The following is a 16,000-nucleotide window of genomic DNA, read 5'->3' on the forward strand; positions in this document are numbered from 1 at the left end:
CAGCGTTCATCCTGAGCCAGGATCAAACTCTCCAATAAAGTTAGTTTGTCTAGCATCTAAAAATAAAAATTGACGTTCACGTTGTTTGTTTCGTTCAGTTTTCAAAGAACTTGTCCGCCACTTCAAAAGCGACTTCATTATATTAACATCTTCATTTTTCGATGTCAACTATGTTTTTTAATTTCTTTTTTGTCGTTTTCTGCGTTTCCGCATCAGCGACGTTTATTAATATACCATCATGATTTTTAAATAACAAGTATTTTTTATAAAAAAAATACAAAAAGTTATCTATCCTACTTTCTTCCATAGAAAGAACCATTATCCTTTCTACTGAAAACATCCATTTTGATTGTATACAAGTTACTATACACTACCATCAACCAGGCGGTATTTCACAACAACTCCCTAACCTTTAGTCCTCTCCTTTTTAAATTTTACAATTACCACAGTTCTACTTAAGAAGGACAAATAACCATTTAAATGTAGAGTAACAAAAAACGAGGCCACTATACTAGAGCAAAACTTTAATTAATGATTTTTCTCTCCAATCAGGAATTTTACTTCCACAAATAACGAACTTCCCCTCGAAATATTAACTTAAGATTATTGTTAGAATTTTTTTACATTTAATTAATGAAAGATATCCATTTTCTGTTATATAGTAAGAAAGTGCCCACAAAACTATAAATAAACTACTGGAGGAATTATCTTATGGATAGGTTAACAAAATTTTCATTAAAAAACCGAGCCGCTATTATTATCATGGTTTTTCTCATTTCCATACTCGGCGTTTATTCCGGCTCTAAATTACCTATGGAATTTTTACCAAGCATCGATAACCCAGTGATAACTGTCACGACATTATCACAAGGGCTTGATGCTGAAACGATGACCAAGGACGTAACTGATCCCCTTGAAAAACAATTTCGTAATTTAGAACATATCGATGGCATCACTTCTTCCACACACGAGGGATTATCACGCATCGACATTGCATATACATCCAAGGCAAATATGAAAGACGCGGCACGCGAAGTCGAAAAAGCAATTAATACAATTAAATTACCTAAAGTTGTAACTAAGCCTGTAGTTAGCCAATTAAATACTTCTATGATTCCACTCGCTCAAATTACCATCCAGAAGCAGAACGGATTTTCAAAAGCTGACGAAAAACAAATCGAGAAAGAAATCGTACCACAACTCGAAAGCATTGATGGTGTTGCCAATGTTATGTTTTTCGGAAAATCAACTTCCGAATTATCCATCGTACTTGACCCTAACCAACTAAAAGATAAAAATGTAACATCAGAGCAAGTATTAGCAGTTTTACAAGGAAAAGAAACTTCCACTCCAGCCGGAGCAATTACCGTTAATAAGGAAGAATACAACCTTCGTGTCATCGGAGATATAAAAAATGTAAATGACATTAAAAATATTACCGTTACACCTCAAGTAAAGTTACAAGATGTCGCTCAAATTGAACTAAAACAACATCATGATACCATCTCGCACATAAACGGAGAAGAAGGAACAGGATTAGTCATCATGAAAGAGCCGAGTAAAAACGCGGTTGCAATTGGAAAAGAGCTTGATAAAAAGATTAAAGATATAAGCAAGCAATATAAAGATCAGTTTTCTATTAAACTTCTAGCTTCAACTCATGAGCAAGTTGAAAATGCTGTTACTAGTATGGGAAAAGAAGTAATCCTCGGGGCAATTGCTGCAACTCTCATTATCTTAATCTTTTTACGCAGCTTCCGAACAACACTCATCGCTGTCGTTAGTATTCCATTATCTATTTTATTAACACTATTTTTACTCCATCAATCTAACATCACACTTAACATTCTAACTCTTGGCGGCTTAGCCGTTGCCGTGGGACGCCTCGTCGATGATAGTATCGTTGTAATCGAGAACATTTTCCGTCGTTTACAAAAAGAAACCTTCTCTAAAAATATTATTCTTGAAGCAACCAAAGAGGTCGCAGTCGCAATTACCTCTTCTACTTTAACAACAGTCGCCGTTTTTTTACCTATCGGCCTCGTGTCAGGAGTAATCGGTAAACTAATGTTACCTATGGTATTAGCAGTTGTATATTCTATCCTTTCTTCTTTAGTCGTTGCGTTAACAGTTGTTCCACTTATGGCTTTTTTACTACTCAAAAAAACAAAACGTCGCAATTCACATTCTTCACCGCGATATGTCGCTACATTAAAGTGGGCTCTTTCTCATAAGTTTATCATTCTACTCACTTCTTTTTTATTGTTTGCAGGATCCATTGCAGCCTACATATTACTACCGAAAGCGAACATAAAGTCTGAGGACGATACAATGCTATCCGTTAACATGACATTTCCAACCGATTATGATTCTGAAGCTAAAAAACAAAAAGCCTTTGATTTTGAAAAGAAACTACTCTCTAATTCTGATGTAACAGATGTTATTTTGCGAATGGGATCTAGCGCAGAAGATGCACAATGGGGACAGACAACTAAAAACAATCTTGCAACTATATTTGTAGTCTTTAAAAAGGGATCTGATATCGACCAATATATTAAAGAATTAAAAAAAGAGCATAATGCTTTTGAACCAGCTGAACTTGATTATATAAAAACTAGTTACTCTGACTCTGGAGGCGGAAACAACTTACAATTTAACGTAACTGCTACTAACGAAACAAATTTAAAAAAGGCCGCTAACATCGTCGAAACAAAACTAAAAAGTATGGACGATCTCTCTAAAGTAAAAACAAATATAGAAGACTCTAAAAAAGAATGGCAAATTCATATCGATCAAACAAAAGCGGAACAACTCGGTTTAACACCAGAATTAGCAGCACAACAAGTATCATTCCTTATGAAGAAATCTCCTATTGGGGAAATCTCAATCAATAATGAAAAAACAACTATTATGATAGAACATAAAAAGGCATCCATTAACAAACAAGAAGATATTTTAAATACAAACATACTATCACCTATTAACGGACCAATTCCTTTAAAAGACATTGCAACTATTTCAGAAAAGCGACTTCAAACAGAAATCTTCCATAAAGATGGGAAAGAAACGATACAAATTACTGCAGAAGCTTCAAGTGAAGATTTAAGTAAAGTAAGCGCAGAAGTAAACAAGGCTATAGCCGACTTAGATTTACCTAACGGAGCAAAAGTAAATATCGCAGGTGCTACCGCGTCTATGCAAGAAAACTTCACAGATTTATTCAAAATTATGGGGATTGCAATTGGGATTGTATATTTAATTATGGTTATCACCTTCGGGCAAGCACGTGCTCCTTTCGCAATTTTATTCTCTTTACCTTTAGCTGCTGTCGGTGGTATTTTAGGATTAATCATTTCAAGAACACCTGTTGACGTAAATTCATTAATCGGCGCATTAATGTTAATCGGGATTGTCGTTACAAACGCTATTGTATTAATAGAAAGAGTGCAACAAAATCGGGAAAACGGTATGGAAACAAGAGAAGCCTTACTAGAAGCTGGATCTACTAGATTGCGCCCAATTATTATGACAGCTATAACAACAATCGTCGCTATGCTACCACTCCTATTCGGTCAATCTCAAGCAGGAAGTATGGTATCCAAAAGTCTGGCCGTCGTTGTAATCGGTGGTTTGGCAGTCTCAACGGTTCTTACATTAGTAGTCGTTCCCGTTATGTATGAACTATTAGATAAAATCGGGAGAAAAAGACGCTCCCGCAGAAAAATAAGCACATCTACAGAAACACCTGACATTTAAAAGTAAAAGGCTTTATCTTCACAAATGAAGATAAAGCCTTTTCTCTACCTACTCATATAATCCATCATTTTTTTCGCATATTGTTCTAGAGGTTGAGCAGAGTCTACAATAAGATATTCGTTATTTGAAGGTCTTTTACTACCATCTAACCATTTTTTAAAGACTATTTCCGACTCCACTTCTCCTATTTGACTGCTCATGCGCTTACGTGTTTGCAGCCTATTATTAATCTCTTCCATATCATTAAGGTAACATTCAATATATTTATATGTTACATCATGTTTATTAGACAGTTTGATACCTTTTTCAACCATACCTTCATATAAACACGGACTATCCAATATAACACTATGCCCTTGTTCTAAATAAGAATCAATCAGTGCCCATTCGACATCGTACGATACCCCACCAACAGTCTTTGGTTCAATCCCTTTCATTTCTAATGATTTTAACAATGCTGATTTCAAAACGTCATGATCTACAATTACAGCACCTGTTAACTTCGCTATATACTTAGAAACTGTTGATTTTCCCGATCCAGGAAAACCTGACATTTGCAGAAAAAACAAATTAACCCCGCTCCCTCATTCGCACCTATTCATCTATATAATCAATTACAGATTCTACAATCGTTACGTCCATTCCTTCTATATTAAAATACAAAAAGAACTCCCTACTTAATAAATAGAGAGTTCTCCTTTGCCACTTATGCCGCTTTTACCTTCTTCGTCGTTTTACGACTTTTTTTCGTTCCTGTAAAACGCTTGTGTAATACAGATGCTACGAAACGAGAAATGATATTAAAGAGTAATACCATAATAATTAATACAGCTGCAGATTTCGTTGCAATTAACTTCGCATCTGGGATAATCCCTTCAGAGTTTAATTTCCAAATATGAACAGCTAACGTTTCAGCTGGTCTAAATGGATTTAAAGGATGCGCAGGGCTCGAGAAGTCCGCTGCTGAATTTAAAATAGGTGATGTTAAACCCGCAGTATAAATTAACGCCGCAGCTTCACCGAATATACGGCCTGCCGCTAAAATAATACCTGTAATGATTTGTGGTAACGACGACGGGATAATGATACGGGCAATTGTTTGCCATTTCGTAGCACCTAGTCCAAGACTCGCCTCTTTTACATTATGAGGAACTTCAGAAATCGCATTTTCACAAACACGTGTTAAACCAGGCAAATTCAAAATAGTTAAAGCAAGCGCTCCACCCATTACTGTATATCCCCAGCCTGTCATTGTAACAAATACTAATAAGCCAAATAGTCCAACAACAATAGAAGGTAAAGACGCCATTGTTTCAATACATAAACGAACAAAACTTAAAAAACGACCTTGTTTTGCATACTCCGCTAAATATATTCCAGCACCTAATCCAAGAGGAATAGATATAATAAGCGTTATAACAAGCATGTAGAAAGAATTGAATAACTGTGGACCAATTCCCCCACCAGCTCTTGTATTACTCGGTTCTCCGAATAAGAAACTAGGATCCCAAAATCCCCATCCCTTTTGCAGAATTTCGTACATTAAAAAAGCCAGCAAAGCTACAACTAAAGCTGCAACCGCATAAAAGATACCTGTCCAAACTTTATTTACCGTTCTTGCATTCATTATTATCGCTCACCTCTTTGACCAATCGCTCGAATTACTAAAATAAACAGGAATGAAATAACAAGTAAAATCATTGCTAACGTCCATAACGCATTGTTCCAAGCTGTTCCGTTCAATGTATTCGTCATATCCATTGTCAGAATACCAGTTAACGTTGCTGTTGGACTATATATTCCTTCCGGTAATTTAATCGTGTTCCCGATTACCATTTGAACCGCTAACGCTTCACCAAAAGCACGCGCTAACCCTAAAACTATACCTGTTAAAATCCCTTGTTTTGCAGCAGGAACAATAACTCGGCTAATCGCTTGCCATTTCGTCGATCCTAGACCGTAAGAAGCTTCCAAGTAATCAAACGGAACAGAGCGTATTGCATCAGAGGCAATACTAGCAATAGTAGGTAAAATCATAATACTCAGGACAATAATACCCGCAATTAAACTAAAGCCTACTCCACCGAACGAATCACGTAATAGAGGAACCAAGATCGTAACCCCTAATAATCCGTATACAACTGATGGAATACCGACTAATAATTCTAAAACAGGCTTTAATACTTTATTCCCAAACTTCGGCGAAATTAAATTCATGAATATAGCAAGAGCTATAGCAATTGGTGCACTAATGACAACAGCACCTAACGACACAAGCGTCGAACCAACAATAAAGATTACAGCACCATACGTGCCTTGATCAGCATTTGGATTCCATTTTGTCGAAGTTAACACCTCAGAAAATGAGATACCACTTTGCGTGAAAGATTGAATTCCTTTGCCGCAAATAAACGCAATAATAGCTAATGTAATAAAAACAATAAAAATACCGCAAAACGTAACAAGTGATCTACCTATATATTCACTCTTTACGTAATTAATTTGTTTTTTCCCCTTCATCACAGGACAGACCCCACTTCATAGATTGAAATGAACAGGACTGGCCTTGCAGCCAGCCCCATAAAATTTTATTACTTATTTAATTTAGACATTGGGATGTAACCCATATCTTCTACTTGTTTTTCGAAATCTTTACCTTTTACATAGTCAATGTAAGCTTTTGTCGCTTCTTTTGCCTCACCTTTAGTTACCATGTACTCGTAAGACCAGAATGGATATTTACCAGCTGAGATGTTTTCAACTTTCGGTTCAGCACCATCAATTTTCACAGTTTGCAATGCACCTTTTTTATCGCCAACCATGTAAGACATTGCTAAATAGCTGATTGAACCTGGAGTAGAGTTAATCGCTTGCTCTACTGCACCGTTAGAATCTTGTGTTGTACCAGTTCCATCATTAATTTTAGCTTCTTTCATAACTGTTTTTTCAAATGTAGCACGTGTACCAGATGAAGCTGGACGATTAATTACATTGATTTTTTCATCTTTTCCGCCTAACTCTTTCCAGTTTGTCACTTTTCCAGTGAAGATATCTTGTACTTGTTTTGCTGTTAAGTTATCAACTTTTACATCTTTATTTACGACAAGCGCGAATGCGATACCCGCTACCTTGTTATCTACTAATTCTTTTGCTTTTTCAGCATCTTTTATTTTATCTGAAGCTGGAACATCCGAATTACCAATTTGTACTGCACCAGATGCTACTTGGTTAATCCCAGTTCCACTACCGCCACCTTGAACTTGAATAGAAACTTTTGAATTTTCCTCCATGAATTTCTTTCCAGCTTCCTCCGCAAGAGGTTGAAGAGCTGTAGAGCCAGCCGCTGCAATCGTACCTGATAATTCTTGTTTTGCATCGCTACCTTTAGCAGCTTCCTTATTATCCGTACTTTCTGCTTTTCCACATCCAACTAATGCACCTGCAACAACTAAAGCCGCTAAAGAAAATTTAATACCCTTTTTCATAATCATGTCTTGTACCCCCATTTGGATTATCACTTTTCGAATTCATCTTCTTTCGAACACAAATTCATTGTAGGACAACAATATTATGTGAGTGTTAAGCAATTTTTAAGTTTAAGTAAATGGAGGTAACATCCCATAAAAGCTAGACATTCCAACATTTACAGTTGAAAAGGCCAACAAAACCCACACTAAACACGCAGTATTGTAAATTTAATCTTAACAATGTAAATTCAATGTAAATGTTTTTCTGTATTTTTCCCTTTAGGTTAAAACTACATTTACAATTCCCCTATATTTTTAAGCTTTTACACTCTTACTTTATTTACATTAAGAAGAATTCCAGTAATATTTTTCGGTACAACTAAATAAATTGGAACAATTCTAAAAATATTTGAATATTTTTAAAGTACTAATTGACAGCATCATTAAATGTAGTCTACTATATTAGTATCAAAAAGTTTACCTAAGGAAACTTTTTAAACTAAAACTAAAAATATAGAGATGAGGTAACTTTTATGGTATCGGCTAATACTAAACCCCTTTCCGAATTCAGAACAGGGGAATTTGTACAAATTGAGAAGATACAATTAGAAGGAACTATGAAACGACGTTTATTAGATTTAGGCTTTTTTCCTGGAGCGATAATTAAAGTATTACAACGCAGCCCACTTGGAGACCCAGTCGCTTATCAAGTAAGCAACACAACTATTGCACTGCGTAGTGAAGAAAGCTCCCTTATTTTCGGGGTATTAATAGGAGATGATTTCAGATGAGTAACCATCGCATTGCATTAGCTGGTAACCCGAATACCGGGAAAAGTACATTATTTAATACTTTAACAGGCTTAAAACAACATACTGGAAACTGGACGGGGAAAACTGTTTTAAAAGCTGAAGGGGAATATGAGCATAGCGGAAGTATATATACAATAATAGATTTACCTGGAACTTACTCACTGTATTCAAATTCGGCGGATGAAGAAGTCGCACGAGATTATATTATATTTGAAAAACCAGAAGTAACTGTAGTTGTTATAGACGCAACTGCAATGGAAAGAAATTTAAATTTAGCACTCCAAGTAATGGAAATGACAAACGATGTGGTCATTTGTATTAACTTAATTGATGAAGCGGAGAAAAAAGGAATCATTATTGACGAAAAGAAATTAGCAAAATCACTTGGTGTACCGGTAGTTAAAATTTCAGCCCGAAACCGAGTTGGTATCGGACATTTACTAAGCGTCATTGCTAAAGTAGCAACTAAAAAACTCATTCCAACACCAATTAAAATTACTTATAATGAAAAAATTGAAAATATGATTCAAGAATTAGAACCACAAATTTATAAAGTGTTCGGCAATACGTATCCAGCACGTTGGATTGCGTTACGTATTTTAGATGGAGATAAAAATTCCTTAACTACACTTCAAAAACATCATAACGAACCACTTGTAAGGGAGGTCGTAATAAATGGAATCTCACTCAGCCAGTAAGGATCTTCCGCTGGACTATATTGTTCAACATGCACAAACACTTTCAAAAGAGGACATACGAGATGATATTGTCGGAGATATTTATCGAACCTCCGCAAGTATATGTAAAGAAGCTGTCCAATATACGAATACTGATAAATTATATCGTTCAGAAAGATTAGATAAGATTTTCACTTCTCCTATTTGGGGATTTCCAATTATGCTCGGTATTTTATCTATTATTTTTTATCTTACAATCGCCGGTGCTAACGTGCCATCCGAGATGATTGCTGAATTTTTTGGCTGGGCCGAAGGATATTTAACATCTTGGTTCCAAGCAATGCATGCACCAGAATGGCTACATGGCGTTTTAATACTTGGTTTATTCCGTGGTACCGGAGCTGTTATTAGCGTTATGTTACCACCTATGGCAATCTTCTTCCCTATGTTTGCCCTATTAGAAAACTATGGATATTTACCACGCGTTGCGTTTAACATGGATCGTTTATTTAAACGCTCTGGCGCGCATGGGAAACAATCTTTAACTATGGCAATGGGGTTTGGATGTAACGCTGCCGCTATTATGTCAACACGTATTATCGAATCACCACGTGAGCGTATGCTTGCTATTTTAACAAACAACTTCGTCCCATGTAATGGACGCTGGCCTACATTAATCTTAATGGCTTCATTATTTATGGCTGCTGGATATACAGGCAGCATGCAAACACTTGTTACTGCCGGCGTTGTCGTTGGAATGGTCGTAATTGGCGTTATTGTAACTTTAACTGTTTCTTGGGTTTTATCAAAAACTGCTCTAAAAGGCGTTCCAACTCACTATACGTTAGAGTTACCACCATACCGTAAACCAAAAATTCGGAATACAATTGTGCGTTCAACGCTCGATAAATCAATATATGTTTTAAAACGAGCTGTAATTGTAGCTGCACCTGCCGCTGTATTAACTTGGATACTTGCTAATATTTTTGTCGGTGACACCAGCTTACTTATGCATTTCGTAAACTTCCTAGATCCATTCGCTAAATTACTAGGACTTGATGGTTTTATTCTAGCGGCATTTATCCTTGGGCTACCAGCTAATGAAATTGTTATCCCAATTTTATTAATGTCTTACTTATCAACTGGTGCTTTAACTGAAATAGATGATTTTAATCAAATTAAAAATCTATTCTTAGAACACGGTTGGACTTGGCTAACTGCGTTAAACACAATGTTGTTCTCACTCCTTCATTTCCCATGCGGAACAACACTAGTTAACATATACAAAGAAACAAAAAGTGCAAAATGGACATTCTTATCGTTCGCAATCCCTACTGTTATTGCCGTTGTTGTTACATTCCTCTCTACACAATTGGTACATTGGTTAGGGCTTTTATAAAGTGAAACTTTACTCAGTAGGGTGCTCTATCCCCTACTGAGTATTAGCCTTCACCAATCGGGCTTTTACGGGCAGTTGACTTCCTATCTAACTTCCTTGTTTCCACCGAATTTTTTAGGTGGAAGTCTTACTGCCCGCAAATAGCGGGATAAAACAAAGCTTACATAGAAGGTATCCCCCTTCAACATATGCTTTGTGCACAAAAGAAACCTAAAACTTATTCAGGTTTCTTTTTTTGTGCCTCTTCTTTCCACGGCTGAGCTCCATACGTTGTGATTTTTTTATGAATAAAGTATATGGCCCCTGGAAGAACCGCCATTAATATCGTGCAACTAATTCCTAATCCAGTAAACAAATTTAATCACCCTTATTTCACTCTCTTTGGTAAAGCAGAACCCGAATGTTCAATTGTTGGATGAACATGAACAGTAATTTCAGCGTTACTAAAGTAATTTTCGCCTTGATCCCAATTCTTACTTATCTTTTTCCACTCTTTATAATTATGTCGCTTATATACTTCCCCCAATGCTAATACATCTACCTTATATTTTTTTTGAACAAGCTTAATCGATTTTTGGATGCGCTTCTCCATTCCCTCCGCGATGTTTTTCTTTAATCGATTTTCACTCATAATTTGTTTATGATCACTAAAATGCAACTCAGCTAATGTCCCTTCCAAAGATAAATGAATATCAAACTTCGGTTTTGTAGCATTTTCCGTAGATACTTTAATCTTTCGGTGCATCTTATGAATTTCATATGTAATAAGCTGGTCTTTTTTACGGATAGTAAAAAAACCTCCAATTTTTTTACCTATTATATAATTCATTCCTAATGTTTGTTCTCCACTTAAATTGCCTACACACTTATTATCCTTCCCACGAAACAGCGCTGCCCCATTCATTTGTACCCCTTGTTTTGTTAGTTCGAGAATAGGTAATACGAAACTTTGGTTAGCAATCATTTTTTGCTGTACCTCACCAATTCTTGCAGCCTCAATCATTTGGGCATTTTTCGGAGGATGTTCAGCTAACATATCAATATACTGCGCCGGTAAGTTCTCAGGCTTGGCACTCTGCTTTAAAATAGCTTCTGCATTTTTCTCAGAAACGAACAAACGAATATTTCTTCTCATCTCGTGATCGCGAATATATACATCTAACGTATTTTGTAAAACATATGGATTCGAAAGTAATTCTTTAGAAAAAATTATCACTTGTATATGCGGAAAGAATAATGAACGACTAATTTTTTTAGCGATAATTCGTATTTGCTCAAAGACACTATCTGCTTTCGCACTAACATTAATATAATTTTCACTATCTCCACCGCCTTGGCCACCTTGTTGCGCTAACTTACTGGGAAGTACCATCTGATACGTCCCTTTCATAATTGGATTTGATTTCTTTACCTTCACAATATCGTAAGCTGCACCTACTACAAATCCTCTTTCTTCTATTTCTTCTAGCTCAGAGCACCCACTGATAGATCCAGCTAGAACCATAACCATTATAATTTTAAGAAGGTGTTTCATTTCTACCATTCCTTCTTTTTATTTTATATACAATAAAAACTAACAAAGGCGCTAGCACGACAAACCCCATATCTATCCAAGCTAAATAAGTCCCATAACTTGACAAAGCATTTAAATTACTAGGTATCATATTCAACATAAAAATAAGCGGGGCACTTACAAAAATGAAAATATGTTTCTTCACTTTCGGAAACATAGCGCAAAATAATAAAGATGCGATGTCATAATACATTGCTGTAGTGTTATAAATAGTAATAATCCAAGTAGTAAAAAAAATGGCATCAAATCTTTCTAAAAACCCTCCACCAATTTCAATTTCTTTCCCTAATTCAATTGTTGGATACGTCAATCCACGGGTTGTCATATATGTAAAAACACTAATACAAGTTACATAAATTAAAATGTACGACAGCACATTTACCATTACTGCTTTCGCAACTGCCATTGGTGCTTTTTTTGCTGTGTCATTTAACATCACCGCATAGAACAAAGCTACCTCAAATCCAATAAACGTAAAAACAGAGTTTTTAACTCCTACAGCATATTGACTTACGTTCGTTTGAAAAGCCGGTAGTAAATTGTTTATTTCCATTAAATTCACATTCAATAAAGAAAGCAACACTATTGCAATTAACACGATAGGTAAGAATAGAACACTTAACCTTAATAAAGCTGCTCTCGATCCTGCTATTCCATAAATAACAACTAATAAGAAGAAAAAAGACAGTAGCTGTACTGGTGTATCACTAAATAAATACGTTTGTGAAATAATTGCAATCATTCGCGATTCATATGCTGTCAAAGCAGCAAACGTTAATACTAAAATGCTACTAATTGTGTATGCAACAGGCTTCGTCAAATGCGCACTTGTATATTGAACAAAGTTTTGTTTTGGGAATAAAATAGCTACCCTCGTTACAAACCAACCTAAAACCGCACATATCAATCCACCCAAAAGCAAAATAATCCAACCGTCTGAAAATAAAGTTTGCATAGCAATATCTCGAGGCATAGATAATGCACCTATACCGATAATTGTTGACGATACCGCAAAACCAAGTTCCCGAGATCCAATTTCCTCATCCCCATATTCAAATGGTTTCAATTACTCTCGCTCCTTTGGACGTAATGTAGAGTCTTTCGTTTGTAAATATTCTGGTCTCTCTTCTAACATTGATTTTGGTAGGCGAACCAATTCTTCTTCCCAATCTTTATAAAAAGCAGGAGCAATAGGTGTTGTATACGGAACCCCAACACTCTTTAAATTTGTAATATGAACCGCAAGTGCAATAAGAGCTAAAATGATTCCGTACAACCCAAAAGCAGTTGCAGCTAACACGAAGACGAAAAGTAAAATTCGAAATGTGATCGTAATGCTATATACAGGAAGTGAAAATGTAGCAATTGCGGTAACTGCAATAATAATTACTAAAAACGGATTTACAATCCCCGCATTTACTGCCGCTTCTCCAATTACAAGACCACCTACGATACCAATTGTTTGCCCCATCGGTTTCGGAAGCCTAATTCCAGCTTCTCTTATTAATTCCATCGTTAATGCCATCATTAACGTTTCTATATATGCCGGAAATGGCACCCCTTCTCTCGCTCCCGCAATAGAATAAGCTAGTTTAGATGGGATAAGCCCTTGATGATACGATACAAGCGCTACGTACATGGCAGGTAATAAAACAGCAGCGATACCTGATCCCATACGTAAAATTCTTAATAACGTCCCAATTACCCAACGCTCATAATGATCTTCTACAGATTGAAAAATATCAACAAACACTAGTGGAGCTATAAGAGCAAATGGTGACCCATCTACTAAAATGGCCGCTTTCCCTTTCGCCAATGCAGCCACTATATTATCTGGTCTTTCTGTATTTAAAAACTGCGGAAACGGCGACAAATTATTATCTTGAATTAATTGCTCAATCGTTCCTGTCTCAAAAATGACATCTGTCACTATTGATTGAAGACGCCGATCTAGCTCTTTTACGATGTAAGGGTTAATAATATCTTCTATATATACTAGGGTTACTTCTTTCTGCGATCGCTTCCCCATAATATAAGATTGAAACCGTAACTTCGGATCACGTAAACCACGGCGAATTAACATTTTATTCACATTAATATCTTCATTTAATCCAACTCTCGGTCCACGTATTAAATCTTCTGTCACTGGCGGTTCTAGACTTCTTTTCTCCCAAGCCCTACTGTTAACAACAATAGCCGTTTGAATATTATCAATTAATATGACTGTATCTCCTGCTAAAACCGCATTTATAATATCTGGAAAAGTTGTCTTCATACCGACTTCTGCAATAGAAATAAAACGATCCAATAACGTCTGAACCACAGCTGCTTCATTTGGTATTTCTTCATATTGAAGTGTACGAACTACATATTTATAAACATTATCCTTATCTGTCAATCCACATAAAAAAACAACCGCACAACGTGTAATGCTACCAGCAAGAGCAACTTCTCTAATTGTTAAATCATTAGGTGAACCTAACTCATCTCTAATTTCCTTCATAACTTCAAACAAGTTACCCTTTAGCTCTAACAATTTCCCCACCTAACTTCCTTTTCAACAAGTTTTTAGTTAGATTCCGCTAATAGAAGAAAATATATACAAAAAAAGAGCTATCTCTTTTCGAAGATAGCTCTAACACGCGGGTTACTTTTCTACTATTATATTGTCTGTCTTTATAGATACACTTTTCGTGAATCCACTAACTATAAACATCACAATAATATTAATTAACAATGCGACTATACCTACATTCAAATCTTTTATATATTGCGGGAAACCCGGAAACATTGTAGCTATAGTAGAACCAGATAAGGTGATATATGCAACAACTAACAGCCCAATCCCCATCCCTGCAATCGCTCCTTGCTTCGTAATAATTTGCCGAGGAAACAAACTACATACAAGCGCAGGGAAAAGTTGTGTCACTATACTGTATCCCATTAAAAGAAGTGCCCCCTATTGTTTCTCCTCCTTTAAATGTAAACAATACTGCTACGAGCGTTACTACAGGCACAAATAATTTTGCAGCTTTAGCAACTTGTCTATCTGAAGCAGATGGCACCATTGTTCGATAAATATTTTTTGCCAATAATGTGGAAGCAGCCATAACAAGCATGGAACCTGGAACTAATGCTGTTAAAACTCCAGCACTACCAATAATCCCAATAAACCAAGGGTCAAAAGTTTGTAAAGCAAGACGAAATAATGAAAGATCTACATCCGCTCCCTTTAACCCTGGAATTTGTAATATAGCAGCAAAACCTGCAAAGAACACGAAAAGCAAAACTAAAGAATAAAGAGGCATAATCGCCGCGTTTTTCCTAAATACTTTTTCATTTTTTGCAGAGAAAGCAGAAGCAAATGTATGAGGCCACATATAGAAACCGAGGGCCGTTAATATAATAGTAGAAACAAACCAAGAAATACTCATTCCTTCTTCAGGTAAAGATAAAAACCCTGGTTTCGCAGCTTCTACAGCTTCGAACATCGGCTGAAATCCTCCATAATAATGATACGGTAAATATATACCTAAAAACATAACGATGAATAGTATCATAATATCCTTCAAAGCAGCTGTCCAAGCCGAACCATGTATACCTGAAACCATTACATATATAGTTATAACAATAGCACCAATCCATACCGCAATAACAGGTGTCACTCTTCCATAGGAAGCTTCCGAAACGATAATTCCTAATCCCTTTAACTGTAAAACAAGATACGGGATAATCGAAATAACACCAATAATTGAAACAATTATCCCAAGCGTCTTACTCCTGTATTTCTTCGCAAAGAAATCTGATTGTGAAACGAGGTTATGTTCTTTTGCATACTTCCAAATTGGAGGCAATAAGAAATACGATAAAATATAAGCTAATGCACCATACCCTAAAATATAAAATGTAGGAGCTCCTTTACTATACGCCCAGCCACTTCCTCCTAAAAATGTGAACGTCGTATAAATTTCCCCTGCCATAAGGAGAAAAACGAAAATAGTCCCAAATCCTCTTCCTCCAACTGACCATTGTTCTAAATTCATATCTTTTCCATGTTGTGCCCGAATCCCTAAAAATAGTGCTAGAAATAAAAATAAAATAATGATAAGTAATGCTATCATTTTACATCCCCCTTATTAGCAGGATCGAATACGTACACAAGCCCCATACAAAGAGACGTAATAAACACTGATAATAATACCCAAAATAATAAAAATGGCATCCCCAATACGTAAGGAGTAACTGAATTCGCAAATATTGGTCCAACTACTAAACAAAACACTGGAATAAGTGCTAGCACGTGTATTTTCTTCATC

General features: G+C 36.0%; 13 protein-coding genes and 1 pseudogene. 4 read left to right on the forward strand and 10 right to left on the reverse strand.

The window, feature by feature from the left end; translation table 11 throughout:
• Window positions 1-711 precede the first annotated feature (711 nt).
• The gene (locus MR071_RS14780) at window positions 712-3,756 is read left to right on the forward strand and encodes an efflux RND transporter permease subunit (protein ID WP_242236579.1); all 3,045 of its coding nucleotides are present in this window, start codon (window positions 712-714) and stop codon (window positions 3,754-3,756) included.
• Window positions 3,757-3,800: 44 nt separating this feature from the next.
• Here the strand turns inward: MR071_RS14780 and MR071_RS14785 are convergent, their stop codons facing one another.
• From MR071_RS14785 to MR071_RS14800, 4 genes are all read right to left on the reverse strand, one after another.
• A complete protein-coding gene (locus tag MR071_RS14785) occupies window positions 3,801-4,325 on the reverse strand; it encodes a P-loop nucleotide/nucleoside kinase family protein (protein WP_242236581.1) in 525 nt (174 codons plus the stop codon).
• A gap of 137 nt (window positions 4,326-4,462) precedes the next feature.
• Window positions 4,463-5,383: a phosphate ABC transporter permease PstA gene (gene pstA / locus MR071_RS14790; protein WP_242236584.1), complete on the reverse strand. Its 921-nt coding sequence runs from the start codon at window positions 5,381-5,383 to the stop codon at window positions 4,463-4,465.
• A 2-nt stretch (window positions 5,384-5,385) separates the two neighbouring features.
• Complete coding sequence (pstC, locus tag MR071_RS14795) at window positions 5,386-6,276, reverse strand: phosphate ABC transporter permease subunit PstC (protein WP_002090872.1); 891 nt, start codon at window positions 6,274-6,276, stop codon at window positions 5,386-5,388.
• Window positions 6,277-6,347: 71 nt separating this feature from the next.
• The gene (locus tag MR071_RS14800; RefSeq protein WP_193647468.1) at window positions 6,348-7,247 is read right to left on the reverse strand and encodes a phosphate ABC transporter substrate-binding protein PstS family protein; all 900 of its coding nucleotides are present in this window, start codon (window positions 7,245-7,247) and stop codon (window positions 6,348-6,350) included.
• Between the two features lie 509 nt (window positions 7,248-7,756).
• Between MR071_RS14800 and MR071_RS14805 the strand changes: the two genes are divergently transcribed.
• From MR071_RS14805 to MR071_RS14815, 3 genes are read left to right on the forward strand one after another with little or no spacing between them, the layout of a single operon-like run.
• Window positions 7,757-8,014, forward strand: coding sequence for a FeoA family protein (locus MR071_RS14805; RefSeq protein ID WP_105587743.1), 258 nt, complete (start codon window positions 7,757-7,759; stop codon window positions 8,012-8,014).
• Complete coding sequence (locus MR071_RS14810; RefSeq protein ID WP_242236588.1) at window positions 8,011-8,733, forward strand: FeoB small GTPase domain-containing protein; 723 nt, start codon at window positions 8,011-8,013, stop codon at window positions 8,731-8,733. Before MR071_RS14805 ends, MR071_RS14810 begins: the two co-directional genes overlap by 4 nt.
• On the forward strand, window positions 8,711-10,111 hold the full coding sequence (locus tag MR071_RS14815; protein WP_242236591.1) for a nucleoside recognition domain-containing protein: 1,401 nt from the start codon (window positions 8,711-8,713) through the stop codon (window positions 10,109-10,111). The genes MR071_RS14810 and MR071_RS14815 overlap by 23 nt, the downstream gene beginning before the upstream one ends.
• A gap of 217 nt (window positions 10,112-10,328) precedes the next feature.
• Here the strand turns inward: MR071_RS14815 and MR071_RS14820 are convergent, their stop codons facing one another.
• The 6 genes and pseudogenes from MR071_RS14820 to MR071_RS14845 form a co-directional block, all read right to left on the reverse strand.
• Window positions 10,329-10,466 carry a hypothetical protein gene (locus tag MR071_RS14820; protein WP_105587737.1) on the reverse strand — a complete coding sequence of 46 codons (138 nt, stop codon included), beginning with the start codon at window positions 10,464-10,466 and terminating at the stop codon, window positions 10,329-10,331.
• A gap of 12 nt (window positions 10,467-10,478) precedes the next feature.
• A complete protein-coding gene (locus MR071_RS14825; protein ID WP_142395937.1) occupies window positions 10,479-11,645 on the reverse strand; it encodes a Ger(x)C family spore germination protein in 1,167 nt (388 codons plus the stop codon).
• Window positions 11,629-12,750 carry a spore germination protein GerLB gene (gene gerLB, locus MR071_RS14830; RefSeq protein WP_105587735.1) on the reverse strand — a complete coding sequence of 374 codons (1,122 nt, stop codon included), beginning with the start codon at window positions 12,748-12,750 and terminating at the stop codon, window positions 11,629-11,631. Before gerLB ends, MR071_RS14825 begins: the two co-directional genes overlap by 17 nt.
• Window positions 12,751-14,229, reverse strand: a complete 1,479-nt coding sequence (gene gerLA / locus MR071_RS14835; RefSeq protein ID WP_105587734.1) for a spore germination protein GerLA — start codon at window positions 14,227-14,229, stop codon at window positions 12,751-12,753.
• 102 nt (window positions 14,230-14,331) lie between these two features.
• Window positions 14,332-15,805, reverse strand: a pseudogene (locus tag MR071_RS14840) (sodium:solute symporter family protein).
• Complete coding sequence (locus MR071_RS14845; RefSeq protein ID WP_105587732.1) at window positions 15,802-15,999, reverse strand: DUF3311 domain-containing protein; 198 nt, start codon at window positions 15,997-15,999, stop codon at window positions 15,802-15,804. Before MR071_RS14845 ends, MR071_RS14840 begins: the two are co-directional and overlap by 4 nt.
• Between the last annotated feature and the right edge of the window lies 1 nt (window position 16,000).

The organism is Bacillus cereus group sp. BfR-BA-01316 (genome assembly GCF_022664195.1).
Classification (GTDB): Bacteria; Bacillota; Bacilli; order Bacillales; family Bacillaceae_G; genus Bacillus_A.